This is a genomic window from Blautia massiliensis (ex Durand et al. 2017), assembly GCF_051861785.1.
GTDB classification, from domain to species: Bacteria; Bacillota; Clostridia; order Lachnospirales; family Lachnospiraceae; genus Blautia_A; species Blautia_A luti_A.
In genome coordinates this window covers 2,097,341-2,123,600 of the sequence record NZ_CP146725.1, presented here as the reverse complement: position 1 = coordinate 2,123,600, position 26,260 = coordinate 2,097,341, and the positions used below count along the sequence as shown (strand labels likewise).

Here is a 26,260-nt window from a genome sequence, read left to right as displayed (position 1 = left end):
ATTTTCGTAGCAAGGTTCAACACAACATATCGGTGTGGGAAGTTTTAGTCAGTAATACTTCCTTTGTTAATGCCCTATATGCAAATGCCGCTTTTCCCTTAGGCAACTTCCTTTCCCTGAACGCACTCGCATTACTCGCTCGTTGTCGCAGCATTCGTCAAAGTCTCAAGCAAGCTTGGACCTTGACCCATTGCTCACGCAAAAAAGCCCGTCCAGAATAGATTGTTATTATCTAGTCTGAACGGACTCTTCCGACGGGCCTTATACCAGGCAAGAAAATTGTGTTATTTTTACTCTGATTTACACCCCAAATCTTATACTACATTGTGCCTTATCTCTCCTGGTGACAATCTGAAAAATAAATCCTGATAACAAGATTTCATTTTCGCTGACAAAATCCATTTTTCACTCACTTTTCGCTGACAAATTTGCCATTGAAATTGATAAAATTGCATGAAAAAAGCGGCAATGATTTTGTCTTCATTACCGCTAAAATGTAGCGTCTCCTATAGGAATCGAACCTACAATAGAGTCTTAGGAAAGCTCCAACCTATTGTCACTCTCTGTCAAGCTCTGAAAGTTAGCTGATTGTTTGCTCCAACTAATAATCGGGGAATGCCTTGATATTATCATCGACATCTGTTATATGACCACCATGCTTCGTACGTTCGATTATGGTAAACAGTATTCAATTAAACTTTCCTATCGTAAGTACAAGATATTTTCTTGTCTACAATTAATATACCGCATACGAGACGGTTTGTCCATGCGTTTTTGACTGGCAAATTTATAAGCTGCTTTCATATTTTTAAACACGGACATAACCAGTAGATGGACCTGCACCAACTTTTGCGATATACCCACTCTTAACCAGATTCGTCAAAGTCCTTTCCACGGTAATTTTGCTTATATCAGGACAAAGCTCCATGATTTCTTTCTTTGTAATTTTACCAACCTTGTTATCAATAACCGCTTTAATTCTATCAGGCTTAGAAAGACTCCGATGCTTCAAATGCTCTACACGGCTTTCGAATTCATTGTATGCTTTCAGCATGATACCCAGATAATATTTAACAAAAGGCTCATAGCTGTTTTCGCCCTCATGCCAGCCAGTAGAACTTACTTGAAGGGCTTCATAATATGTTTCTTTTGTCTTTTCAATCAGCATTTCCATACTGACATATTTTCCAACGATGTATCCCGCCTTATAAAAAAGCAGTAAAGTGAACAAACGGCTCATCCTACCATTTCCGTCATTGAAAGGATGGATGCACAGAAAGTCCAGAATGAACATGGGAATCAAAACCAGTTTATCAATGCGGTCAGCTTCCCATGCTTCAAGGAAGCGAGTGCAAAGTTCTTCCATCGCTTCAGCAGTCTGAAATGCGGGAACTAGAATAAAACGTGCCTTCTGATGGCCCTCGGCATCTGTTTCTGCAATTACATTATCGGAGTTCTTATAACTTCCGCCTGCAGACCCCTGTGAATAGGAGTACAGATCTCGATGTAACTGCAAAATAATGTTCGGTCTTGGATTGATATGTTCATAGCCTTCGTGAATTGTGGAAAGTACTTCACGATAACCTGCAATTTTCTGTTCAGACCGATTACGTGGCTCTGCTTTCTGACTTACCAGTTCTTCCAAACGTTTATCACTTGTAAATATACCTTCAATTCGGTTAGATGCTCCCGTACTTTGAATTAAAGCAACTTCCAGAAGTGTTTTCAGTTTATCTATGTTTGCTTCCAGAAATAATTCCTGTTTACCTTTATGTTCATGGATGCTGCTAACCATCTGAACAATTTCAGGTGTTAACAACTTTGCAGGACTTACAATAAAATCAAAGTCTCTCATAGGAATCTCCTTCATTTCTGATTTATCTCCATCATTCTATCATCAAATGATGGAGATCTCAATAAATTTGATGGAGATAGAATATCCATATACACAATAAATATCCTCATTTCATCCATATATTATATCGTTTTATGAATCGTTTTTTCACTAAAATTACACTGTTATTCGGCAAATTAAACGCTGCCGTTTCCATCAGATTAAAACGGGTCTTTCAGAGCACCTAACGATGGGATGAAGCATATATTTTTGGACGCTTCAGGCACGTTATTTTATGAGAAAAAACCATCATGCAGATTATCTTACATGATGGTTTCTAAAGCTATCCGAGTTCACAGTCATTGATTGCCTGCATGACGGCATCGGCGGTTATGATATTTAAATTTGAGCTGTTTCCAACCAACAGACTTGCATTACACAGTTTGTTGATCATACGTGGGGTCCCATTCGCTGCATTGAGGATTGCTTCCAGTGCATTGTCTTCGAATACCGTTTGTGTGCATCCTGCGCCATTCAGCTTGGCAGTAACATAGGAATGTCCTTCTGCTTTTGTCATACCTTCCAGGTTATAATTCATGACAATCCTTTGGCGGAAAGGTTCGTGGATGCTCAGGCGCAGGGTGCTGTTGAGCTGTGGCAGACCAGAAAGAAGAACAACTGCCCGGTCTTTGGAATCCATTTCAAAGTTGAACAGCATTTTTAAGTCATTGAGCACTGCGTTTCCGATATAGTTCGCTTCATCTATGATAATGACAGGCGTCTGTCGTTTTTCAAGTACGAGACGGTTGATCTCATCCTGGATGATCTTGAAGTTATCGGTCTTGCGGAATGCAGGCTGGGCTCCGAGCTCAGTGGCAAGGTTCCGGTAAAAATCATTTACGGTCAGGGTGGAAAGACTGGAATACATCACTTTATAAAGGGAAGTGTTCAGTCCCGAAGCCCAGTTCCTGACTGCGGTGGTCTTTCCCCTTCCGGCGCTTCCGGTGAGGAGCCCGAAACCTTTTGTGGTAAGCAGGTAGTCCAGCCGGAACAGAACCTCCTTGTACTCCTGTGTTTCTACGAGGACTTCCTTTGAGTTTTTCAGGAAAGGATTGAATTCCAATCCGTATCTTGCAGTATAATCCATGCTCATTCGTCTCCTTTACATAAGTGTACTTTTTCTCTTTTTATCAATGCGTTTTCCGTTTTGTTCAGAAGTCGGATCGGGGTTAGTGTTCCATCCGATTCCACGATGAAGATCTCTTTCATATCCGGAGAATAGCGCAGACGGATGCGCTGCCGTGCAAAACGGTAATCAACTTCGTATTCAATCTGGTCGATGACGATCACACTGTCAGCAGATACCCGGCGTTCAATCTCCAGAAGGAAGTTTTGGGTGATGTCTTCCTCAGAAAGCCTGCGGATCTGTTCCGGTTCCGAAAAGAAGCGGTCCTGTGGGGACAGCCCGTGGAGGGAAGAATGGGGGGATTGGTTGTATCTCTGGACAAAAGCATGCAGGCTTCCCCTCAGTTCTTCCAGTGAATGGAAATCCCGCATATCAAGGGCTGCCATCCACTGATCCTTCATGGTCCGGAACCATCGCTCGATCTTGGCTTTTCCGGTAGGAGTGTATGGCTGGCAGTAACTGAGTGTTGTACCGATCCTTGCAGCCAGGAGTTCCATTTGTTTGTTCTTATAAGATTTCCCATTGTCAAAGTTGAAAACTTTGGGGCGCCCGTACTTTGCTATGGCTGATCTCATAACGGACATCAGATTGATAAAGTTATCATTGTAGAACACATCGATCCCGGTAATGAACCGGCTGGCATCATCGATCAGGGCAATGATATAGACCCGGTGTTTTTTTCCGTCCGAATCTGTAAGGCGGGGACCGACACTGCTGTCCCCGCACCAGACTTCGTTGATATGGGGGCGTTCATATCGGCGCATATCCTTGTTCGGTGTCTGCCGCAGTTCCGACTGAAGCCGTTTCACAAAGCGGCTGACGGTGGATTCGGATACCTGTCCGTTTATTACAGAGCCATCGGATTTCAGCTGCCTGTAAATAGCGGCCGCAGACATGCGTGGATAGTTGGTCTTGAAATACCGGATTCTCTCCTGAAGTTCTTCGTCAAGCTTGCGGCTCATGCCGGCATCTGAGCGCCCTTTCGGGACGAGACCTTCAAAACCATGGTTCTGATAGTCCAGATACCATTTTTCAATGGTGGCGGGAGCATAATGATGGAGCTTCCCGTCGGGTCCCATGAGTCCTTTTGCAGAAATTTCCGTGTAAAAAGCGGTCTTGCTTGGATAACGTTCATCAAGTCCTGCAATAATCGGTGCGATGGTGCCATAGCGCATCAGTGCGATTTCCTGTTGTTTTTCTTGTTTCATAGATTTCATCTGCCTCCTTTTTCTAAAGGATAAGGGATAAAACCAGACCTGTCGTGTAAGGTTATGTTGGCAGGATAAAAAGTTTATTGGAGGTTGATTTAATCTGCATGAACTGTCTGGAAAAGAGGGAAAAACATCCTGAAATCAGGCTGGGGATATCGGGGAGGTGAAGCCTCATGGAGAGCAACCGTTGCTTCCAATGTAAACGGTAGTTCCGGATGATGGATTTCAGGTTGTTTTCATCCACGAGGTACTGTTCTGCCAGTATGTTTTGGAATCCGGTCTCATGCTCATAAGCATGGATCAGACGGACGTGCAGAACCAGAGGGATCTGGGAATACGGGATCATGGATGAAAGTAACAGCGCATGGGTATGCCCACATGCTTTGCAGTACACACGAACAACAGAAAGGGAGATGATTCTGTCAGCAAGCTGGACACTGCGTTTATAAGAGCCATGGCGGATGAGACAGCCGGAGTGACCGCAGGTACATGAAATAAGGTTCAGATCGAGAGAATCCATTGTTTTATTGTAAAAATCCTGAGAAATAAGGTTGTAGTTTTCTGTATTAACTGTTATCATAGGTATGCATGAATGTAGCGTAAGCTATGTTTGGGTGAAAGCAGAAATCGAACTTTGGTCGGGGAGGTTTCTGCTTTTTATTTCGTGGTTACAAAACCATATGATAACACAAGAGGTCTCAGGATAAAATAATCTGATGGAAAATACGTCAGATTCCTTTATGCCAGGATCTCTTTTATTTTGCATGAAAAGTAAAAAATCGGTTTGTTATAGTGTAGCTGATAATAATTACACTATTTTTTCACTATTTTTCATTACTTCATCGTCTTCGCCAGTGAATTGAGCAACGCCCGCATCTCCGGATTAGCCAATACTTTTGCCAAAAGTTCCGGATTGACTTCATCAGCAACAGGTGCATTATTATTTTCCTGCTGTACATGCATCTGTGGATCCAGATTCTTTTTCTCATAAAATGCTTCTTCAAAAAGCTCTGCATTTTTCCTTCGGTCATTGTTGTTGACTTCTTAAATTAGCATAATGCTGATCTACTTGCTTGTCTCTGGAATGATCTGTATACTGTCATTAGTTTACAGAAAGAAAAAGGTCCCAGAGCACCCTACCTGGAAAGTTGTGTACTCTGAGACCATGGTCAAAAACCATGATTATTATATCAGATTACACACTGGTCCTCAAGGAGGATATTGGTGTTTTTTGTTGAGAGCAGTGAGAACTCCCATTTATGCCCTGTCTGTCAGGGAATGCTCCGTTACAGGGATTCCCGTCCCCGCATCCGCAAAAAGGAGGGCGGAACGAAGGAACGTCTGATGATCCGCAGGTTTCGATGTCAGGACTGTCATAGCTACCACAATGAACTTCCTGACTGTCTTGTTCCCTATAAACACTACGAAGCAGAGGTGATTGCCGGTGTTCTGGATGAAGTTATCCGTCCGGATGACTTGGATTCTGAGGATTATCCGTCCTTCAACACCATGCTCCGCTGGCTTCAATGGTTTCATGAAAACCTGCAGCGCATAGAGGGATACCTACGGACAGTCGGATATCAGATATTGAATCTGGGAGAGGAACTCCTGTTTACTTCCGACTTGCTGCTCAACAAGATCAGAAACAGATATCAAAACTGGCTGGAACTTATCCTCCGGCTCATTTATAACAGCGGTGGATTTTTAACGTCAATCCTCTGGTAGATCTATGCACCTGCTTTGGTTCGTTTGTCATGCGTGCAGATAGTATAGTGATCTCAAAAGGAGGTATCTATACTATGAGTACAAGTGATACATTTACAAAACAACAGTGGCAGGATCAGGAGGCACTTCACCGTTTCCAGCTGATCTCACCGCTTCTTCAGACAGGTTTGGATGATGCCAAACGCTTACAGCTGCGCAGAACGATTGCTGATGAGAATCACATTTCTGTCCGTACTCTTTACCGGTATGAAAAAGCATTCGCAGAAAAACAGTTCTCAGGTCTTAAACCAGCTGATCGTGAAAAACACCGTTCACAGAATCTTCCGAAAAATTTTGCGTTTCTTCTGGAACAGGCGATTCAGCTCCGTAAGGAAGTCCCGGAACGGTCAGTTGCTAAGATCATTTACATTCTGGAAGCGGAAGGTCTTGTAGCACCGGGTATTCTGAAAAGATCGACCCTTGAGCGGCACATATACAGGGCTGGTTATGGTCAGAAACAGATGCAGATGTACAAGGAGGCCAGAAACAGTTCTTCCAAACGTTTCTGCAAGCCCCACCGCATGATGCTGATCCAGGGTGATATTAAGTATGGTCCAAAACTTCCCATTGGGAAACATGGTGCAAAGGTACAGACCTATCTGTCCTCTGCTATTGATGGCCATTCCAGATATCTGCTTTCTTCACGGTTTTACGATAATCAGGAAGAATCCATCATTGAGGATACCTTCCACCAGGCCATTTCCCGCTATGGCACCTTTGATGCCTGTTACTTTGATAATGGAAGTCAGTACATCGCAAAACAGATCCGGTTCTCACTTGCCAGACTGGGAATCCATGTCATGCATGCCAAACCACGTTCAGGGAAAAGCAAGGGCAAGATTGAAAAGTTCCATCAGGTGGTAGATGACTTCATCCGTGAATCAAAGTTCAAAAATATCAGGACACTGGAAGAACTGAACCGTCTCTGGACAGTCTATCTGGATGAATACTATCATAAGCAAAAGCATACTGGTATCGCAGAATACTACGAAAGCCTTGGAGCTACTGTTCCGGAAGAAGGGATATCACCGCTTCAGGAATGGAACCGGGACAGCCGCCCACTGACATTCCTTGATGCAGCCGTGGTATCTGAAGCCTTTCTCCATCATGAACAGAGGAAAGTCGACAAGGGAGCCTGCATCAGTTTCCGTGGGAAGCGTTACGAAACAAAACCATCTTTGATTGGTCACACTGTAGAGATTTCTTATGATCCTGCAGCACCGGAACAGATCACCATTTCTTATCAGGGAGCGGAGCCTTTTACCGCAGCTCCGCTAAAAATCGGTTCGTATTGTGACAAAAGACCGACTCTTCCTGCTTCCATGCAGGAACAGACCCCTACGACCTCCCGCTTTCTTGATGCACTGGAGGTACGTTATAAACAGAACCAACAGCAGATGGCAGATGCCATTTCCTTTGCTTCCTACCGGAAGGAGGCGGATGACTGATGTATGAAACCTTCTTTGGTATGGAACATACTCCGTTTGTACGTGATGTTCCGCCAGAAAAACTGTATGAATCCAATGCATTTCGCGAGACCCTTGGACGGTTATCCTATGTGGCAGACCGTCAGATGTTTGCTGTCGTAACGGCTGACCCTGGATGTGGTAAATCAACATTGATCCGCAGATTCTACTCGGAACTTCCGAAAGAGGATTACATCGTTCTTTATCTGTCGGATTCAAAGCTGACACCACGATGGTTTTATAAGGGTCTGCTGGATCAGTTGGGACTTGAAGCCCGGTTTTACCGCGGTGATTCCAAACGTCAGCTTCAACAGGAGATCGAGATCATCCGGGGAGTGCAGCATAAGAAAGTCGTCTGTATCCTTGATGAAGCACATCTGATTGAGAAGGAGACTCTGGAAGAATTCCGCTTCCTGCTTAACTACAGATTTGATTCCATGAGTCCCATGGCTGTTGTGCTGGTCGGGCAGACAGAACTCTGGGAAAACAAACTAAAACTACAGCGGTATGCTGCTATCCGCCAGCGTATCGATATGTACTGTATCCTGCCACATCTGGACAGGTCTGAAACAGAACAGTATATCGCAAGCCATATGGATTACTCTGGGTGTGCCCAGGAAGTATTTACAACCAAGGCATTGGATGAAATCCATAAAGCATCGGCCGGAATTCCGCGCATGATCAATCGGATCTGTGAAAAGGCTCTTATGTATGCATTTCAAAACCAGAAACGTCTGATTGATGATTATATGATTAAGTATGTCGTGGAACATGAAATGCTCAGAACCATGACTACATAAACCTTATCGCCGCCTGTATTCAGGCGGCAGCCCTATAAGGGCTGGTGACAGAAAGTTAAGCAATCTGATGACAATTCATGTGGGCAAGTCGGTGACGTCTCATGAGATCAGTAACAGGTCATCATCCAGAATATGATAGTATAGTTGTTGATAAGAGAGACATTTCCTTCATATGTAGAAAGCGCCCAGTTTTCTTTTCCATACAGTGCAACATACTCTGTAATAAGCTCATCCAGTGTTTTGCATTTACGAACGACAAATGATCCCATCTCTTTTTTATATTCAATTTCTTTTTTTCTTCTCTTTGCTTCGGCTTTCGTTTCATAGGTTTCCCATTTCTGTTTCCTCTCACCTTTTTCATTCGTATAAGAATAGATTACATTGAATTTTCCGTTTCGTTCTCTTATTGATGCCATATTATTGCATGCTCCTTTCCAAATCTCTTTGTTCCATCCAGTCCTCAAATTCATCCCGACGGATCCTAACTCGACTGCCAACTTTTATTACTGTGAACTTTCCTTTATCCGCCCACTTGTTGATCATGCTTCTGCTGACCTTTGCCAGATAGGAAGCTTCATCAAAAGTAAGATACTTTATATTTCCATTGCTTCCTCGTATTCCGGTTTGTGATAATTTCTTCCGCCGGAAATTAGCCAGGGCAATATTTTGTTCCTGCGCAAGTTCTTCATAATCATTCGATGGATCCAGTTTATACCGGTCCTGACCTTCCAGGAATTTTTGAAAACTCTCTTTTGTAATCCTTTTCTTTTCTGCAATCACAATGAATTCAAAAAAATGACTATACTTTGGATTATCAAGAATTGTATATACTGCGCTTCTGGTTGTTCCAAGCAGCTGTGCCATCTCAGGCATTGTAATAGTTGCCTCTTCCAGAAGGGCGTCTTTTTCTCTGTCTTCCTTTGTTCGATACCGGGACTGGCTTTTATACCATTTCTGAAAAGATTCTTTTGGTATTCGTTTCCAGTAATCGACAATAACCGCTTCCATTTGATTTTTTTTGAGCAAATCATAAACAAGATAATCATCAACGCCCAACAGATCCGCGACTTCCTTAACAGAATAGGACCAGGATTTCAATTCTTTCCCTGGCTCTTCTCCGGTAACTTTATGATATTTAATCTGATTGGCATACCATTTTTCAAAGCTGGCAATATTGATTCGTATCTTTCCGGCAATCTCTTTAGATTCAAAAACATTTTTATGCACCAGCCAGTATCGATCTGTCTTTTTTAATCCCAGCAGCTTTCCCATTTCCGGCACGGTCATCCAGGTTCTCTTTTGTGTTGGACGCCGTTTGTAAGGACTTTCTTCTGAAATCTTCGAAATGATTTCTTCCACATCGTCTATTTCCGGAACTCCTTTTTGTTTCATAATTGCTGTTGCCATTTATTCTTCACTTCCTGTCTTTTTAGTGTTAGTGTTTTTTTCTTATATCATATCTCAAATCCAGATAAAAATTTAGGATGTCGATGCAGACAAAATCTGCCTGATCAACACCCTGTTTTTTACTGTTCCAAGTTATCGAGCCAGTCATCGAAACTCTTCTTTGAGATACGATACTTTCCGCCATCCAACTGGATCCACCGGAATTCCTTTTTCTTTAAAAGGTTATAAATAGTAGGTCTGCTGACTCCTAAAATTTCCTGTAACTCTTGAACTGTATAACATCTTTTCTCTGACATTTCTTTATCCTCTTTTCTTTGAAATACGAAAGAAAAATTATCCCTTCATATAACGAAACGCTCAGAGCATGTTTTACAGTGGTCAAAAGCAAATTTTTTTACTTTTTTTTCTTACGAGTTTTTTAAATACCACTCGTAAGAAACTCGTAACATTAGATTTTTCAGTAAAGAAAAAGAGCATATGGAATTGAATCCATACACTCTATGATTACTGGAACTTTATTTCATTTTTAATTCAACAAACTTTTGTTTATCTCGTTCTTAACTTCATCTTTATTCTCGTATGTTCTCACTATCGGAATCGTACTCTGTCTGTTCTACATAATCTGCGGAACAGTCTCGTTTGTACGGATAAAAAAATAAACTGAGCCACGGCTGTTCCAACACGAAATCAGCCGTGGCCTTATTTATATCATTTCACTCTTTTTTGAAATAGAACAACACCACAGCAACAACTCAAATCGACTTAAAATTCCAGACTATTCGCATTCAGCAAGAAATACTTCATTCCCATGATGACAAAACCTTCATCATTTCTCCAAGGCTTTTTGCTGCCATTTACAATGACGATCTTCTTGAAAGAGTCCGGGATATTACGCAGAGAATTGAACTCCTGCGTCTGTTTTTCTTCCGAAGTCATGTCATATGCAACCTGGATATAGTATCTCTGGTTTCCTTGATTCACCACAAAGTCAACCTCCAACTGCTTGCGAACACGTTTGCCCTCTTTATCCTTATCGAAGATATCCACGACACCCACATCAACATTGTAGCCACGGATCAGCAGCTCGTTATAAACAATGTTCTCCATGATATGAGTAGGCTCCTGCTGTCTGAAATTCAGACGTGCATTTCTCAGTCCCAGATCAGTAAAGTAGTATTTCAGATTTGCACCGATATACTTTCTGCCCTTAATATCGTATCGGCTTGCCTTGGAAATCAAAAAGGCATCTGTCAAATGGTCGATATGCTTGGAGATGGTTTTATTAGCATAAGTCATCTGGCGCTCACTGGCAAATGTATTGGCAATCTTTGAAGGGTTGGTCGGTGCGCCAATTGCAGATGCAAGCACATCAACCAAAATCCCAATCTCATCCACGTTCTGAATCTTATTTCTTTCAATAACATCCCTCAGATAGACATTTGCAAAGATGTTCTTCAGATAGTCCGCTTTCTGTCGTTCGCTCTGGAAACTTACGATCTGCGGCAATCCTCCGTAGATCATGTAGTCATCCCAGGCATCATCATAATCGCCGTCATAGACAGAATAAAACTCTGCAAAGGAGAGAGGATAGATTCTAATCTCATCACCTCTGCCACGGAACTCGGTCACAATGTCGCTGGACAGAAACTTGGAATTACTTCCGGTGACATACACATCAATATTGCTCATGCGGAGCAGGCTGTTCAGCACTTCCTCAAATCGTGACATAAACTGCACTTCATCAAGAAGCAGATAGTATTTGCCATCGTCTTTCATGGCATCTTTGATGTACTTGAAACACACCTTAGGATCTCTTAGTTCCTCATTTTCAATACCGTCCAATGCAATCTCAATAATATGATCAACATCAACGCCGTTCTCCAGTAAGTATCTCTTAAAGATGGTAAACAGCAAAAAGGATTTGCCACATCTACGAATGCCGGTAATCACCTTTATCATTCCATTATCTTTTCGCTCGATCAGCTGCTGTAGGTAAACGTCTCTTTTAATCTCCATCGTTACATTCCCCATTCCCGTGCATCTGCACACTTTTTAGTAATGAGATTCTATCACAGAACGACCTGAATTTCAATATGTATTCCCATTTTATGTGCATCTACACATTTTTATGTAATGTTGATAAATATATTTTCAGATTTTTTTGATTGCAGTGTCTATAATCGACTACTCCAATCGTTATTATAGGTAAACAACAAAAAGAAGATGGTTCCGATGTTTCATTAAATATGTTCGTTAGTCTTTTACGCAAAGGATTCTATCTCCTCTGCGCCTTAATGCTTTTCGGATTCAGTTCAACAAACTTGAAGTTATCAGCCTGTATAGGCATCATCCGCTGTATTCTTGAAATTCTGCTTTTCCAACCACAGCTTTTCTTCCTCATTCTCTGGAATGTCAATCCGCTCGATCTTGAAGATAACAGGGCGTGTTCCGTCATTACAGCAGGCGATCATCATTCTGTCGTCATTTGTCCACTTGCGCATAATGGAGCCACCCTGCAGTGCCGCATAGACATATCGGCTGATGGCATCCCATGCCTCTCCGCAGAATTTTCCGTTCATTAGATGGTAAAAGTCATCCTGCTCTGGCGTTCTTTTCAGAAGAAATGTATCTCCCGCCTTAAAGCAAGGACACGGACCTGATTTCGGATCAGCCAAATACTTTTCCTGTAATTCTGGAAACACCTTTGTCTCCAATACCGTTATTTTGCATTCGTAATTCATATAATTAGCTCCTTTACGTCCAAAATTTTCTGCCTGTTAAATTTCGATTTTTCAATCCGAATAATTTTAGTTTGCCGCTTCCCATTTTGCAATCGCCGAACGGGACACATTCATTTTTTCTGCAAGCATTTCTTGTGTAAACCCATTTGCACTTCGCAGTTGTTTTATTCTTTCTCCCATTGTCATATAATGCACCTACTTCCCCAGAATTTATTTTACCACGTATTCTTCTGTTCATCTGTCACCTGCATCGTATCCGTATTTACCAGATAAAAATCTACCAATTCGGTCTCGTAATTACCGTCTGGATATACTTTTTCTAACACCAGTTCTTCGCAAGAATTACCATCCGCATCCGTCTTCGCCCCGTTGTCATACAGACAATATTTTACATTTACCGTATTACCATCTTTTGTTTCCTGCGTTTCACTGACAACACCATAGATTTCTCCTTTTGCATTCGCAGTGTAACTGAATGCCATATTTTGAAGTGCATTATTCTCCTGAAGATAATTATAGACCGCCAGCATCGCATTCTGAATCGTCAGACCATCATGCTGTCCTTCTGCCTCATAATCTTCTACCACATCTCCGTTCTGAGTATCTTCTGTCACTGGGAAATCCTCTGTATCCGCATCCGATGATTCTTCGTTATCTTCTTCAGCATCCATTATATCCGAAGACCACCACAGACCATCCATACTCTGCATAATAAATGGATTATTGGTTCGATATCTCCGCTCGCCGCCATAATCCTCCTGCACGGTTATATACGTATATTTGCTGTCATGACCAGTCACCGTCTCCGCTCCATCCATTCCGAACACTACACTCAGACCACTCATTCCAATAATCAAAAGTGTAAATATCGCAGCAGCTCCAAAAATGATTATTAATGCCACTCTGTTTTTACCAGGCTGTATGGATAATGCCTGGCAATTGTGTCTGTACAAGCTTACGATTCCCCAGATTAAAAGAATCGCCAGACTGATTGTAATAACAGCAATCGATATTTCTGCGAAACGATATCTCACTTCATATCCCATATCACGGTTTATACCATACCACAATCCGTAAAAGAAGGTACTATATGCAAGAATCAAAGTAATGACACTGATCCGTACCGGATGCTCTTTCTTATCCGGCACTACCTTTTTCAGTGCTTCTGCCATCTGCACTGTATCTCTCTGCTCTATCCATTCAGCAAGCTCAGCTTCTGGCGGATATACACATTTAGTATCCGGAATCCCTGCATAACGCATCTGGCTCTCTTGAAGCCCTTCTGTATCTCCTGCCACTACTGCTGTAACCACTTTCAGGTAATAATACACCTTCAACTGTGCCGGATTAAATTTATCTATACAAATATCTTCCAGCTCCTGTGTAGCCCGTTCATAATTGTCAAGAAGTATACTCATCCTTGCCATAACCAAAAGCATCTGATTCGCCACAGCAGGGTAACGTTGATATTGTTTCTCATATAAATACTGTGCATACTCATGTCGTTCTTCCGGTGTTAACCGGCAGGACTTCTTTCTACTCTGTGCCAGCATCGCGATTCGCATACCATAAGCCAATTCTAAAATCGCAATCAGCTGGCAGATAAATGCACCAAATCCCCAGATATCTGTTGTACGATCCACATAGGTTACCAACACAATGCCTAGCATTGCCGGAATCACGATCAACCATTTTGCCCAATCTGATTTTCTCACACTAACACCCTCCTGAATAGTTTTTCTGAATATAGTATATTACCGCACACACCAATCAACCATATACGCATTTTCAATTAATATCATACTGATCCGCTTGTCATCCCTCAAAACTTGAAGTTGTATCATCACTTATCTTTTTTTGAAAAAATAAGACTGCCAGATATACCAAAAGATATACCCAGACATATTCCGATTCCAATTCCAGCCATGCTGTTTAATGAGTTTATAAAAACAACGCTCCAAAGTATTGTTGCGATTATTCCGATAGTGACTCCTATAATTATCTTTTTGCTTTTCATAAGCTTTGTCCTTTAACTCCCGATTTTTCAATTCAAATAACTTTAGGTTGACTCTCATAAAATATTTGAAAGTAATTCTTCTATCAAACTATTTATCATCTCCGGTTTATCTGTATTAGAATTATGACCGGCCCCTTCAATCCACTTTAAAGGAATTTTCGTTTTTCGATGCCATGCTCTGTTATACCTTATGCATGAACCGGCACGATCCTTTGTGCCACATATCAACAAGGAAGGACATTTGATTTCATATGGCAGATCCTTTTCCATTGCCTCAGCCAGAATACGAAATCCATGCCCGGCAATTTGGGCATAACGATGTTGATTACCATCATAGACCAGCATCATTTCCTTCATCAGATTTCTGCCATAATTAGAAGTTGCAACTCCCTCAGTTCCGGATTTCAAAAGCAACTTCCATGGGTAATGTGCATATACTGGTTCCATTCTTTTTAGAAGCCAGATTTCCACTGCTGTCACATAGTTCCTCTGCAGCGGTGCTGAATCAATGGAGATAAAACCTGCCAGACGATCGGGATACAATTGTGCATAAGCCTGTCCTACATATCCACCCATTGATTGACCTATTATAATTGGATTTATGATTTCTTCTTTTTCAAGAATCCCATTCAGCCATTTTGCCTTATCAAACAAGTCAAAATCAAACCGAAACGGCCAGGATGAGGCATGAGCTGGTGCATCCCATACAATCATATTATATTTTCCCACGAAGTGCTCAACCTGCTTATCAAACAATCTATGATCAGCAGTCAGCCCTGGAAGAAATACAAGCGTCGTTGTATCCAAACTCAGAATACTTGACCAATAGTGAATCGTTCCACAAGGAGTTTGATATGTACTTTCTTTCAACAAGTTCACCTCCACAATTTCCTTGTATTATTAATTCCCGTAGTTCTCCTCCCAGTAATCATACGCATCATCATATCCGCCATCATAATTTCCTCCACCAAATTTCTCAGCCCAGTCATCGGCGAAATCATCCGGATCATCATAATTATAAACATCATAGGAATCGTTTCTCCGGGATGAATAAGAATTGCTGTATGTATTGTATGAACGCGATGGAGTACTCTTTTTTCCAGAAGAATAACTTCTTTGGGATTTACTGGAATAGCTGTTACTCGTACTGTTTTTTCTTTAAGAATTTTCATATGCTCTTTCTCTTTTCATCGCCTCTTCATAAATACTGTTAATATGCTCCATGCAATAGTTTGTTCCCCAATCCTTTTTGTTCCAGCATCCCGGTTCATCACAGTAAAGATCCACTACCTTCAATGTAATTATAATTATCAGCTCAACACTAAGAATTACTGTCGCTATGATTTTAAAAGTCTTTGAATAAAAAAAATCCGGCAGCCACATATCTCTTCTCTTTTGTCTCTTTTATCTGATTTATCTAATTCTGATGTTATCAGTTTACATCAAATAACAGTGCATAAATCCGCACAACCAACGAATTTGCCAGAACTAGTAGTTCTAAAGTATACTTCGTTTTACCGTCTGATTCAGTTGTCGCCAAAATTGCGACAACTGAATTATCTATTTCTTCTACAATCCCGATTTCACGACATCATTTCTAATACAGATTTTACCGTACTTTTTAATCTCAGTCCATCCTTTATACCCAGGCGATAGAAAAACTCTTCTGTCTCTGCTCCGCTGGCAAATATTTCATCGCAATACTTCGTAAGCACTTCCTCTTGTTTCGGAGACAGTGTTTCCAAAAGCTTCTGGTATTCCTTCTCGATATTTTCAGAAATTATATATACAAAAAAGACAGGGTATAGAAATATATCTTACCCCGTCTGTAGTTGCTTCAAGAAATATTTTATTTGTTTTCACCAATATCTTCTATTTTTAAAAACTCTTCTATCGCCGTTAAAAACTCCTTTGCCCTATCAGCCTGTTCACGGGCATCCTCAAATGATACTACAAAAAAATCGGCATAGTCCGTATTGTTTCTAATCTGAAATGCCTGACTCAAATATTTTGAATATTTCTTTTCGAATTTTTGTGTTTTAATATACTCTCGCTGGAAATAGGAAATGACTCCTGCATGTTTTGAATAATCAACGCCATCTTTTGCAAGCAATGCGCGAACCGCAGTAAACATGGCATAATAAGATCTTCCGATAGAATCTTTATAACTTTTCGATGCAAGCAATACTTTTGCTGAATTTAAACGCTCTCTTGCACTTTCCAGTCAATATTTTATCAGTTCCCTTCGATTATCAGGCACTAATTACCACTCCTTCCTGTGAAATGTTACGATAATATGGAAGATCTGTCTGGTATTGTTTAAACTCTTCATATGGAATTACTGTCGGAGAAAGAATTGTATCGTACTCTAACTCCAGCTCGCAAGAGGAATCCCATACCTTTTTCAACTGCTGCTGCAATGTTTTCCTGTCACCATGCACAATCGCGACAACATCCACATCTGAATCCGTATGATAATCTCCTCTTGCATAAGAGCCATATAAAATTACCTGAACAAGATTTTCTCCATATACTGAGCGATAAATCTGTGTCAACTTTTGTAAAATACTATTCAGTTCATTTTTCGTGCACATATCATCCCTCCTGTTTTCTGGCATCTTTTTGCCTACAAGAATCAAAGTACTTGTCATCCATCATTTCAATGTTTCTATAATAATTTTAACTCAAATAAGCGAAAATCACAAGCAGATGATAATGGGGACGGTGTTTGTGGCTTTTTTACTGTCCCTGGTGACACCCGGGAGTTTGACAGTTGAATAATTAAAAATCACCCTGCAGGCCTTATAAAACCTGCATTTTTTATGTCAATTTTTACGTTTTTATATGCACTTGTTTGTAATAGTGTGGTATAATAAAAGAAAAAAGGATTTATTTATCATGTATATCGCAATCACAGGCAGTAAAAATAATAAAGATGTATATATTTATCGTTCTTTCCGCAAAGAAAACGGAAAAGCCTCTTCATGTATTTATAAAAAACTTGGGAAGTACAATGCCCTTCTGGAACAGTTTGATGGGAATGAAGACAAGTTGATGGTGTGGGCAAAGGAACAGGCAGCAAAAGAAACAGAACTTTATAAGCAGCATACCGGAAAAGTGTCTGTAGAGTTCTCCAAAGCGGCAACTATCCCTATGAATGAGCGTCGTTCTTTCAATGTTGGATATCTGTTTCTTCAGGAACTGTGCACTCAGCTCCGTTTAGACAAAGTCTGTCGAACAATCAAAAGCAGACATAAATTTAAATATGATCTGAATGCGATACTCACAGATCTCGTTTATGCCAGGATTCTTTCCCCAGCCAGCAAGCTAGCCAGCTATGAGTACTGTCAGTCTTTGTTGGAACCGCCTAAATACAGTCTCCAGGACGTATATCGTTCTCTTTCCGTGATTGCAGAGGAATCTGATTTTATACAGAGTGAACTTTATAAAAATACAAATTTCCTCTATCCAAGAAACGATCGTGTCCTTTATTATGACTGCACGAATTATTACTTTGAAATCGAAGAAGAAGATGATTTCCGACGCTATGGAAAAAGTAAAGAAAACCGTCCTAATCCAATCGTAACTATGGGATTGTTTATGGATGCAGACGGTCTTCCTCTTGCCTTCGACATCTTTCCGGGTAACCAGAACGAACAGACGACTTTGAAATCATTGGAGTCTAAAATCCTTCAAGATTTTAATTGTAGTGAATTCATTTACTGTTCGGATTCGGGACTTGGAAGTACATCCAACCGAAGATTCAATTCCTTAGGAAACCGTGCTTATATCATCACACATTCTTTGAAAAAAATGAAAAAAGAGGATCGTGAGATTGCTCTGAACCCGACTCAGTTCCGCAGGATCGGAGCGGATAAATTTATAGACATCCGTACGCTAGACGAATCAGATGAAGAAGTCTATAACACGATCTACTACAAGGAAGTACCAGTTGTTACAGGGGACATGGATGAGACTTTAATTGTCACTTATTCTCCTAAGTACAAAGCCTACCAGCGAAAGATCCGCACCCGACAAATTGAAAGGGCTGAACGGATAATCACAACACCTGGGCGCAAAAGAAAAGGGAAGAGCCAAAACGATCCTATGCGTTTCGTGAAAAAGACTTCCGTTACTACTGATGGTGAGATTGCTGAAAAACAAGTTTATGATCTTGATGAAGAACAGATCCAGAAAGAAGAAATGTATGATGGGTTTTATGCAGTTATCACAAACCTGGAAGGTGATGTTTCAGAGATCATAAGGATCAATAAACAACGTTGGGAAATCGAAGAAAACTTCCGGATCATGAAGACAGAATTCGAAGCAAGACCAATCTATGTCAGAAGAGAAGATCGGATAAAAGCCCATTTCATGACTTGTTACATCAGCCTTTTACTCTACCGTCTACTGGAAAAGAAACTTGGGAATCTTTATACAGCAGACCAGATATTGGAAACATTACGCTCTATGCAAATGACTCTGCTGAACACAGCGAGCGGATATATCCCCTCTTATACAAGAACCGAACTAACCGATGCCTTACATAAAATATTTGATTTTAGAACGGATCATGAATTCATTACTAAAGCAGATATGCGGACTCTCATCAAGAATACAAAACAGATAAAATCAAAGCAAGGATAATATAGTACATATCGCTGCAAAAAGAAAAACGGCCACAACACCCATATTTACTGGGTTTGTAGCCGTTTTGTCACCTTACAACTGTCAAAGATAGGAGTATAGCATATGCGATATCCTTTTACAAGATGTTTGCTTACTGACGCCTGTAAAAAAAGACACATATTCAAACACTTTCTGTCACGCAAAACGGGAGTACAACTTTTCGGTTCATCCGATCGGCTGTACTCCCACTTTTTTTATTTGTTTTCGTCATTATCAGGTTTTTCCGTTTCCGCTACACTTTCTATCATGTCAACGACTACGGCATTAAGCTGTGCGGCGCTCTGCGATGTAATGACTGGTCGCCCGGTATCCTTTTCAATATCCTGTCGAACCTGACCGGCATAGCTGCCGCCACGACGGGCAATCTTTTGACTTTCAGAAAAGCCTTCCGGCTGATGTGCTTTTGACAGTTCTGTGGTTGTTGCCTCTGCCAGCATATTCAGAACAATTTCCATTGTGCTCATATTATCACGAAGGTTTTCTTTTTTCAGACCTTTCAGCTTCTTATATTGCCGAGTAGTCATGCCGGACCATGCTTTCGTAATCTCATCGGTGAGAATGGCATATTCTTTGCCTTGCTGTACGCCGCGCTCCTGCCATTCCGCGGTAAGCTCATTACGGACACGGATAGAAAGAAGTCGCTGATGAATCCAGTCTGTATCATATCCCTTTTTTTGATAGGTCTCTAATGCACGGTCGATTGCCTGTTCCGGGTCAATCGTTTCTTCAATGCGTTCACGGCCGACTTGAGCCAACCAACGCTTAAAAGGTTCTGCCTTTGGAGAAGGAATTGACTGGATAATTCTCAACAATCCTTCGGTATTGGCTGCTTGGATTTTTCGCATTTTACCATCCGCGGCTGGCATTTGAACTGGGGTACAAATTGTACCCCAGTTGGCAGACAGTTCTGGGTCACGAGTACGCATTTTCTTTATATACTGTTTCGGATCGGAGCTTTCCGCCAAAACCGCAACGACATCTTGAACAGAGAAATACCATTCTTCCTGTTCTTCATCCCATGCGGTGCGTATTTTTCTATCTTCAAAAAGCTGGATGGAATTATTTTCGTCCATGCGCTTCAACCTCCTTAGAGTATGTATTTTAATTTTAACATGAATGGGGTTCTATTTCTATAAAAGAAGCAAATTTCGCCGTAGTAGGCGTTGTGGGAATGTGTGTAAACTGCCAGGATTGTGAGGCTGTGGGAAAGCTGTTTGCAGACTTGTGGGAAAAGGCTTGTCTTTTTCCATCAGGTTGTGAATGGCTTTTCCATCGGCACGAGCGGCAGTTTTCCATATTTCCATAACGCAAGAAAATCATCCAATAATCAGCCGGTACACCGTCAGCGGTACATACCACACCGCCACAATCAACCGCCATGCCAGAACGAAACCACCGATCACGCCGCCGATAATAAAGTTCAATGCAAACAGGGCGATTCCTCCACCCAGGGAGCCGCCGCCCGGCACAATCCAGAGGCACATCCGATGGAGGCCAAACGGCAGCCCGCAGAGTATCCAGAGCCATACATAGTCAAGCTCTCCGTTCTTCATGCAGGCGGATTTGAAGATACAATACAGAATCAGTGCCACGGTCACGGGCAGTACACTTTTGAAGAATAATGCTTTGATTGCTTCGCTTCTTGTCATCGGTAAAACCTCCTTCCGCAGTTCCATTATACAGGATGCCGGGAGCTGCGCCCAGCGTCTTTCAAAGAAATTTATTCAAGTTCATGCCGCCGCTGTTGTTCCTATTCCTTTGGAACGGCCAGCAGTGCATCCACATTTTGCTTGACGGTCTCGTATTCCTGGGCTTCGGTTCTTGCGGTTTTGTACTCCGCAAGAAGGCGTTCCTTTTCTGCGCTGAGATTGGCAAGCTCCGTTTTCATGCTTTCCGTTGTCGGCAGCGGCACAGTCCCCAGCCGTTTTAATTCTCTGGCGGCCGCTTCAAAAAGGATGATCTCGCTCTCATGCCCCCGCAGAAACTTTTCTTTATCATTCGATTTACGGTATCTTTCATAAAGCGGCTTTAGCTGACGGTAAGTTCCGGCGTGCCTCATCACAAGGGCAAGTTCGGCACTTCTGCTTTCTATCCGCTTGATCTCTGCATGAGCGGTATCTCTCCGTGCGGATAATGCGGTCAATTTGCTTTCCAGTTCTCCATAGTTGCTTATCCCGTGCTCGGTCAGGAAATTCATGGTCTTGGCGGCCTGTTTCAGATTGTTCAGCTTCGCCCAATGGGTGAAGCCTGCGCTCTGCTGTGCCTTAATGTTATTCTGGATATCAATGAGCAGGCTGATCTTTCCGTCCTGCCGTTTCGGTTGGCGGGAAGGTCTGGATCGTCCGGCGATCCGGGCGGCAAGGGCTTCTTCGGTGTAGTCAACCCCCAGCGTTTTCAGACGGGTGAACCGTTCCTGATCCGGTGCTCTGGCAGAGATATACTTGCCGCGCTTGATCTCATAACCTTCTCTCTGCAGGCGGCGAAGCAGTTCTTCCAGGTTGGAACAGGCTGGCAGAAGTCGGTCAATGGCAGCTTTCAACTTTGCCTTATAGCTGGTGCCGTTCTGCGTGGCCTGATGTTCAATATAGCTCTTGCCCTTGTCCTGTCCAGGAATAATGACAGACAGACCATGTTCCTTGCAAAGCCGGTCGGAAGTGCGGCGGATATAGTGATAACTCCGCTTGTTGGAATGATAATGCTTGTGATCCGCAAAGCTGACCGTATTGAAAATCAGGTGGTTATGAACATGATCTTTGTCTATGTGGGTGGTAAGGACAAACTCATACTTGCCGCCCAGAATTTCTTTTGCAAGCTCCATGCCGATCTCATGGGCCTGTTCCGGCGTGACCTCCCCAGGCTGAAAGGCTTGGATCAGGTGACGGCCCAGGTTCGTGCCCTTGTCGATGGCATGGCGGCGGGTCCAGGAAAATTCGATATCCGCAGTTTCGGCGGCACAGCCATAGGAAGAAACAAGCAGCTTTCCGTCCGTCTTTTCCGGGTTGCAGATATAGTCAATGGCTGCTTTCAGCGTTGACTTGATAGGATGTGTCTTTGTAACTGCCATATCTCGTCCAGCCTTTCCCGTATCTCGTCCATGTCGGCCTGATATGCAGGGCCTCCGGCGTTGATTCGCTTGGTAATTTGATTGATGTTCCGGCCGATGGCAGAAAGCTCTTTGGTAAATGCCTTGATATCTGCGGTGTCCGTATAGATGATATATCCGTCAATCGCCATCTTGCGGAGGTAGGCACCATATCTGCGTGTGGGGAGCTGGCTCATTTTCTCGTCTATGAGCCGTTTTTCGTCCTCCGTAACATAGAATTTCATTTGGATATTCCGCTTTCGGTTTGCCATGCGCCGCCTCCGTTCTTCATAAGGGTTTGGGACTATCCCAACAAGCAATTTTGAATTTTCGGGTAAGGGACCTGAAAATCTCAAAATTCGCAAGCGGGTACTCGCTTGCTGTGCTTGCTACCGTATCTTATCCCTACTTATAAAGCGTTGCGGAAACCTCAAAATGCCCGCAAAATAAGAAAAACAGAGGATGTTCAGACACCCTCCGTTTCTTCATTCGGCTTTTCAATTTTTAAGGCCCCGTCAATGGCACATTCCACGATAGGCAAATACTGTTCCGGGCAGAGCTTTAACTTCTGTCCGACCCGCTGGCGCAGCTCGCTTTCCTCTCGCATGACCTCTGGATTGAAATATCTCTCCATCGGCAGGCCGCAGATTTTTACAAGCTGAATGATGACCGGCAGGCTTGGGATCGTGCCCTCGTTTTCGATGTTGGCAAGATACCTGGTATCAATGTTCACCTTTTCGGCTAAATCTTTTCGTGCAAGGTTCTTCGCCTTCCGTGCTTCTTTTACATCTGCACCGAAGGTTTCAAAGCCAGGGCAGTCTTCAACTTTTGCCATTCAACATCACCCACATACATTCTATATTTCATAGTCTGCACATGGAATGATGTGATATCCATTCTTCATACACTTTATATTTCATATCTCGGTATTGCTATCATTCGGCTAACCGTATATAATAATAACAAAGGATTTTTTACGGGAGGATAGCAAAATGCTTGAATATATCTCTGCCCCAGAAGCGGCAAAAAAGTGGGGCATTTCCGAACGACGGGTTCAAAAGCTGTGCGAAGAAAACCGAATACCGGGTGTTGCAAAATTCAGCCGTATGTGGTTGATACCAAAGGACGCTGAAAAGCCTGTTGATGGGCGGAGAAAGTCGCTCGTAGACAAGGAAGAATAATGAGCTTCATCGGAAATTCAAAAAACTATGCTACACTACAGACTTGGAGGTGGAACAATGCAGAAGATTTTAATTGTCGAGGACGATATTGACATTCAGGATATATTGAAAAACCATCTGATTGATGCGGGATATGAAGTTGCTGTTGCTTCTGACGGCGTGGCGGGGATTGCAATGTTTGATGATACAATCGACCTTGTGCTGTTAGATATTATGCTCCCTAAAATCGACGGCTATGGTGTATGTGAGGTCATTCGCAAAAGGTCACAAGTCCCTATTATTATGCTTACTGCGCTTTCGGATGAAGAAAACCAGTTGCGGGGTTTTGAACAGCAGATTGATGATTACATTCCAAAGCCCTTTTCGCCCAAAATCCTGCTGTGCAAGATTGCGGCTATTCTTCGCCGTAGGACTGTGGAAAATCAAAATCAATCCCTGCTTACTTATAAAGAGTTGAGTATGGATGTTGATGGATTCCATGTATATCAAGGCGGAAACGAGGTTGTTTTGACCAGCAAAGAGTTTGCGCTTCTTAGGCTTATGCTTGAAAATCAGGGAAAGGTCTTTACTCGGCAAATGCTACTTGACCGATTGTGGGCGGACGATTTGGAGGTCGAAGATCGGATCGTTGACAGTCATATAAAGAACATTCGCAAAAAGTTAAATGCTGACTATATAAAAACAATCAGGGGGGTGGGATACAAAATTGATAAGGAAAATTAAAACGAGCCTAACGGCAAAGCTCTTTTTAGCGACAACGGTTCTTTTGATTTTGGTATGTCTGCTTTCTGTTTTCAGTATGGCGAGATACATTCCCCAAACTTATAGCAATCGACTTAGCGCAGAATTGCAAAAGCAAGCAAATGATTTAGTGCCAGTATTGGAAAAGGCTGGTTCCTTAGAGGAATGTTATTCACTTGTTCAGCAATTCACCGCACAGACAAAAGCAACTGCCTATATTGAAGATAGTTATGGAGATATTTTATATTCAAGTGATAAATTGACGATAACAACAGACAAGGATTCTATTGCTACGATTCAAGAAAATCCTGATAGCGCAATTATTACAAGTAACGAATTACTGACAGAAGCAGGATATGTGTTTAACCTGTTAGGTAGCGACTATACCCTTTATGTGCAAAGTGATACGGTGTCCGTCAATCAGGCAACAGAGGCGATTTGGCAAACCGTTCCGCTGGTTATATTGGGAATCTTCTTCATGTCCATCTTGTTTTCTGTCATTTACTCACGTTATATAACAAAACCAATTATTGAATTAAGCAGCACATCGCAAAAAATGGCCCAGCTCAATTTTGAGCCGCACGGAAATTCTAATCGTTCAGACGAGATAGGAATACTCTCGGACAGCTTAAATACTTTATCGGATAATTTACAGCATACATTGGCAGAACTGAAAAAAAGTAATTCCGAGTTAGAGGCCGAAATATCAAAAGAGCGAGAACTTGAAAAAAGGCAACAGGAATTTTTCTCGGCGGCATCACATGAACTGAAAACGCCTTTGACAATTCTGAAAGGTCATTTAATGGGGATGCTCAATAAGGTCAAAGGATATGAAAATCAAGAGACATATATGGATCGGTCGCTGGCCGTTGTTGAAAAAATGGAAACATTAGTGAAAGAACTGCTCTATGTATCTAAAACAGACGGAAAGCAGAGAACGGAATATAAGACGATTGATTTTGCAGAGCTTCTTCGGGTACAAATAGCTGATGTGACCGATTTGCTGTCTGAAAAAGGAATCTTTCTTTCCGTGGATATTCCTGATAAAATCCTGTGTGATGCAGACCCAGCACAGATGGAACGAGCTATTCAAAATGTTTTGGTAAATGCCATTCGCTACTCACCGAATGGCGAGGCAATCTATATATCCTTGTCGAACGATAAAAATATCGTTTCCTGCAAAGTTGAAAATACAGGCGTCCATATTCCGGAGGAAATGATACCCCATCTATTTGAAGCATTTTACAGAGCGGATACCTCCCGTAATCGTAATACTGGGGGAACAGGCTTAGGACTTTATATCGTCCGCAAAATCATGGAACTGCACCACGCAAAATATGGTATCCAAAACACAAGCAGAGGCGTGGTGTTCTGGCTTGAAATGCAGCAAGAAAGAGGAGCCATCAACTCCATCTAAACTCCATATTCCTTGCAAACTATATCCAAATCATTTTGTTATCTTATAGCTGTCCTTAAAAGGGCAGCTATAATTTTTGAAAGCGAGGTAAAACAAAATGTTAAAAACTAAGATGATGGGAGCGCTGGCTCTAACAGCACTAATGGGATTGGGCGCAATAGGCCCCGTGAATGCGTTTGCAGAAGCTCGTGCATTAAATGCACCAGCGACCAATTTTGCACAGCAGGAAACGGTTGCGTCCATGACAGATAATTCGGATGGCGTTATAAGTTATAAGGATAAAGCAAGTGGCAAAAACTTTGTCAGTGAGGACAACGGCGCAACCTGGGTGTCTGAAGAAGATTATGAAAGCAGCCACCCCACAATTAACTACGACTGGTGGACCTATGATGAGTACAAAGAATGGCTGGAACTGGAAAAGAAAAATCTTCAAGAAATGGCGGATGAGCACACAATGGTTGAAACCAGCGAAGGCCGTTTCGAGTGGACACAGGAAATGACAGATCAGTGTATTGCTGAATATGAGCAAACCTTGAATGACATCAAAAACGGACTTCTCGTATCTAAATCCGTGGATGGAGACGCTGAGTGCATGACAACTTTCAATCCTAATTGGGTTAGCACTACTGCCGATTAACAGCGTACAAAAGTTGATTTAGACGCTGCCGCACGACGGCAAAAGAAAAAAGCCGTCGTAGAGCAGACAATTTGACACGCCCATTTG

The 26,260-nt window shown here is 42.2% G+C and carries 30 protein-coding genes; 8 read left to right on the top strand and 22 right to left on the bottom strand.

The features are described from left to right. Positions 1 to 808: 808 nt before the first annotated feature. From V9W66_RS10195 to V9W66_RS10175, 5 genes are all read right to left on the bottom strand, one after another. The gene (locus V9W66_RS10195; protein ID WP_144093629.1) at positions 809 to 1,870 is read right to left on the bottom strand and encodes a Fic family protein; all 1,062 of its coding nucleotides are present in this window, start codon (positions 1,868 to 1,870) and stop codon (positions 809 to 811) included. 307 nt (positions 1,871 to 2,177) lie between these two features. Beyond that, positions 2,178 to 2,981, bottom strand: a complete 804-nt coding sequence (locus tag V9W66_RS10190; RefSeq protein WP_243125600.1) for an ExeA family protein — start codon at positions 2,979 to 2,981, stop codon at positions 2,178 to 2,180. A 2-nt stretch (positions 2,982 to 2,983) separates the two neighbouring features. Then, complete coding sequence (locus V9W66_RS10185; protein ID WP_243121639.1) at positions 2,984 to 4,237, bottom strand: DDE-type integrase/transposase/recombinase; 1,254 nt, start codon at positions 4,235 to 4,237, stop codon at positions 2,984 to 2,986. Between the two features lie 52 nt (positions 4,238 to 4,289). Beyond that, positions 4,290 to 4,811 carry a hypothetical protein gene (locus V9W66_RS10180; protein ID WP_242828381.1) on the bottom strand — a complete coding sequence of 174 codons (522 nt, stop codon included), beginning with the start codon at positions 4,809 to 4,811 and terminating at the stop codon, positions 4,290 to 4,292. A gap of 254 nt (positions 4,812 to 5,065) precedes the next feature. Then, entirely contained in the window at positions 5,066 to 5,194 is a 129-nt protein-coding gene (locus V9W66_RS10175) for a hypothetical protein (RefSeq protein WP_279231859.1), read from the bottom strand. A 261-nt stretch (positions 5,195 to 5,455) separates the two neighbouring features. Here V9W66_RS10175 and V9W66_RS10170 point away from each other — a divergent pair, with 261 nt between their 5' ends. The 3 genes from V9W66_RS10170 to V9W66_RS10160 all read left to right on the top strand — a co-directional run bounded on the left by V9W66_RS10170 (position 5,456) and on the right by V9W66_RS10160 (position 8,261). Then, positions 5,456 to 5,956, top strand: coding sequence for a DUF6431 domain-containing protein (locus V9W66_RS10170; RefSeq protein WP_186290064.1), 501 nt, complete (start codon positions 5,456 to 5,458; stop codon positions 5,954 to 5,956). Between the two features lie 74 nt (positions 5,957 to 6,030). After that, a complete protein-coding gene (locus V9W66_RS10165) occupies positions 6,031 to 7,443 on the top strand; it encodes a DDE-type integrase/transposase/recombinase (RefSeq protein WP_439362756.1) in 1,413 nt (470 codons plus the stop codon). After that, entirely contained in the window at positions 7,443 to 8,261 is an 819-nt protein-coding gene (locus V9W66_RS10160) for an ExeA family protein (protein ID WP_439362754.1), read from the top strand. Before V9W66_RS10165 ends, V9W66_RS10160 begins: the two co-directional genes overlap by 1 nt. A 107-nt stretch (positions 8,262 to 8,368) precedes the next feature. Here the strand turns inward: V9W66_RS10160 and V9W66_RS10155 are convergent, their stop codons facing one another. The 12 genes from V9W66_RS10155 to V9W66_RS10100 form a co-directional block, all read right to left on the bottom strand. Next, positions 8,369 to 8,677: a hypothetical protein gene (locus V9W66_RS10155; protein WP_243121800.1), complete on the bottom strand. Its 309-nt coding sequence runs from the start codon at positions 8,675 to 8,677 to the stop codon at positions 8,369 to 8,371. 1 nt (position 8,678) lies between these two features. Beyond that, a complete protein-coding gene (locus tag V9W66_RS10150) occupies positions 8,679 to 9,668 on the bottom strand; it encodes a helix-turn-helix domain-containing protein (protein WP_144094935.1) in 990 nt (329 codons plus the stop codon). 119 nt (positions 9,669 to 9,787) lie between these two features. Next, a complete protein-coding gene (locus tag V9W66_RS10145; protein WP_003864535.1) occupies positions 9,788 to 9,964 on the bottom strand; it encodes a helix-turn-helix domain-containing protein in 177 nt (58 codons plus the stop codon). Positions 9,965 to 10,430: 466 nt separating this feature from the next. Next, complete coding sequence (locus V9W66_RS10140; protein ID WP_144094933.1) at positions 10,431 to 11,684, bottom strand: ATP-binding protein; 1,254 nt, start codon at positions 11,682 to 11,684, stop codon at positions 10,431 to 10,433. A gap of 314 nt (positions 11,685 to 11,998) precedes the next feature. Continuing rightward, the gene (locus tag V9W66_RS10135; RefSeq protein ID WP_144094931.1) at positions 11,999 to 12,409 is read right to left on the bottom strand and encodes a TIGR04076 family protein; all 411 of its coding nucleotides are present in this window, start codon (positions 12,407 to 12,409) and stop codon (positions 11,999 to 12,001) included. A gap of 66 nt (positions 12,410 to 12,475) precedes the next feature. Beyond that, on the bottom strand, positions 12,476 to 12,595 hold the full coding sequence (locus V9W66_RS10130) for a helix-turn-helix transcriptional regulator (RefSeq protein WP_082432734.1): 120 nt from the start codon (positions 12,593 to 12,595) through the stop codon (positions 12,476 to 12,478). Between the two features lie 29 nt (positions 12,596 to 12,624). Beyond that, the gene (locus tag V9W66_RS10125; protein WP_144094929.1) at positions 12,625 to 14,124 is read right to left on the bottom strand and encodes a hypothetical protein; all 1,500 of its coding nucleotides are present in this window, start codon (positions 14,122 to 14,124) and stop codon (positions 12,625 to 12,627) included. A gap of 128 nt (positions 14,125 to 14,252) precedes the next feature. Continuing rightward, positions 14,253 to 14,426, bottom strand: a complete 174-nt coding sequence (locus tag V9W66_RS10120) for a hypothetical protein (protein WP_173909108.1) — start codon at positions 14,424 to 14,426, stop codon at positions 14,253 to 14,255. A 54-nt stretch (positions 14,427 to 14,480) separates the two neighbouring features. Next, positions 14,481 to 15,296, bottom strand: a complete 816-nt coding sequence (locus V9W66_RS10115) for an alpha/beta fold hydrolase (RefSeq protein WP_144094926.1) — start codon at positions 15,294 to 15,296, stop codon at positions 14,481 to 14,483. 5 nt (positions 15,297 to 15,301) lie between these two features. Further along, on the bottom strand, positions 15,302 to 15,598 hold the full coding sequence (locus V9W66_RS10110) for a hypothetical protein (protein ID WP_186290096.1): 297 nt from the start codon (positions 15,596 to 15,598) through the stop codon (positions 15,302 to 15,304). A gap of 677 nt (positions 15,599 to 16,275) precedes the next feature. Further along, entirely contained in the window at positions 16,276 to 16,650 is a 375-nt protein-coding gene (locus V9W66_RS10105) for a HEPN domain-containing protein (protein ID WP_144094924.1), read from the bottom strand. Positions 16,651 to 16,678: 28 nt separating this feature from the next. Next, the gene (locus V9W66_RS10100) at positions 16,679 to 17,020 is read right to left on the bottom strand and encodes a nucleotidyltransferase domain-containing protein (protein WP_144094922.1); all 342 of its coding nucleotides are present in this window, start codon (positions 17,018 to 17,020) and stop codon (positions 16,679 to 16,681) included. 304 nt (positions 17,021 to 17,324) lie between these two features. Between V9W66_RS10100 and V9W66_RS10095 the strand changes: the two genes are divergently transcribed. After that, positions 17,325 to 19,073 carry an IS1634 family transposase gene (locus V9W66_RS10095; protein ID WP_439362749.1) on the top strand — a complete coding sequence of 583 codons (1,749 nt, stop codon included), beginning with the start codon at positions 17,325 to 17,327 and terminating at the stop codon, positions 19,071 to 19,073. 236 nt (positions 19,074 to 19,309) lie between these two features. Here the strand turns inward: V9W66_RS10095 and V9W66_RS10090 are convergent, their stop codons facing one another. The 5 genes from V9W66_RS10090 to V9W66_RS10070 form a co-directional block, all read right to left on the bottom strand. Further along, positions 19,310 to 20,188, bottom strand: coding sequence for a BRO-N domain-containing protein (locus V9W66_RS10090; RefSeq protein ID WP_144093942.1), 879 nt, complete (start codon positions 20,186 to 20,188; stop codon positions 19,310 to 19,312). 243 nt (positions 20,189 to 20,431) lie between these two features. Then, positions 20,432 to 20,764, bottom strand: coding sequence for a DUF6050 family protein (locus V9W66_RS10085; RefSeq protein WP_144093943.1), 333 nt, complete (start codon positions 20,762 to 20,764; stop codon positions 20,432 to 20,434). A 101-nt stretch (positions 20,765 to 20,865) separates the two neighbouring features. Further along, positions 20,866 to 22,179: a relaxase/mobilization nuclease domain-containing protein gene (locus V9W66_RS10080; protein ID WP_144100339.1), complete on the bottom strand. Its 1,314-nt coding sequence runs from the start codon at positions 22,177 to 22,179 to the stop codon at positions 20,866 to 20,868. Next, complete coding sequence (locus V9W66_RS10075) at positions 22,140 to 22,469, bottom strand: plasmid mobilization protein (RefSeq protein WP_144095059.1); 330 nt, start codon at positions 22,467 to 22,469, stop codon at positions 22,140 to 22,142. The genes V9W66_RS10080 and V9W66_RS10075 overlap by 40 nt, the downstream gene beginning before the upstream one ends. A 194-nt stretch (positions 22,470 to 22,663) precedes the next feature. Then, positions 22,664 to 23,032 (bottom strand): helix-turn-helix transcriptional regulator, encoded by a 369-nt coding sequence (locus tag V9W66_RS10070; RefSeq protein WP_144095061.1) that lies wholly within the window; start codon positions 23,030 to 23,032, stop codon positions 22,664 to 22,666. Between the two features lie 157 nt (positions 23,033 to 23,189). Here V9W66_RS10070 and V9W66_RS10065 point away from each other — a divergent pair, with 157 nt between their 5' ends. From V9W66_RS10065 to V9W66_RS10050, 4 genes are all read left to right on the top strand, one after another. Continuing rightward, entirely contained in the window at positions 23,190 to 23,378 is a 189-nt protein-coding gene (locus V9W66_RS10065; protein WP_144095063.1) for a helix-turn-helix domain-containing protein, read from the top strand. A gap of 57 nt (positions 23,379 to 23,435) precedes the next feature. Beyond that, positions 23,436 to 24,101, top strand: a complete 666-nt coding sequence (locus V9W66_RS10060) for a response regulator transcription factor (protein ID WP_144095065.1) — start codon at positions 23,436 to 23,438, stop codon at positions 24,099 to 24,101. Continuing rightward, positions 24,085 to 25,536, top strand: a complete 1,452-nt coding sequence (locus tag V9W66_RS10055) for a sensor histidine kinase (RefSeq protein WP_144095068.1) — start codon at positions 24,085 to 24,087, stop codon at positions 25,534 to 25,536. The genes V9W66_RS10060 and V9W66_RS10055 overlap by 17 nt, the downstream gene beginning before the upstream one ends. 97 nt (positions 25,537 to 25,633) lie before the next feature. After that, complete coding sequence (locus V9W66_RS10050) at positions 25,634 to 26,173, top strand: hypothetical protein (RefSeq protein WP_144095070.1); 540 nt, start codon at positions 25,634 to 25,636, stop codon at positions 26,171 to 26,173. The last annotated feature ends 87 nt before the right edge of the window (positions 26,174 to 26,260 follow it).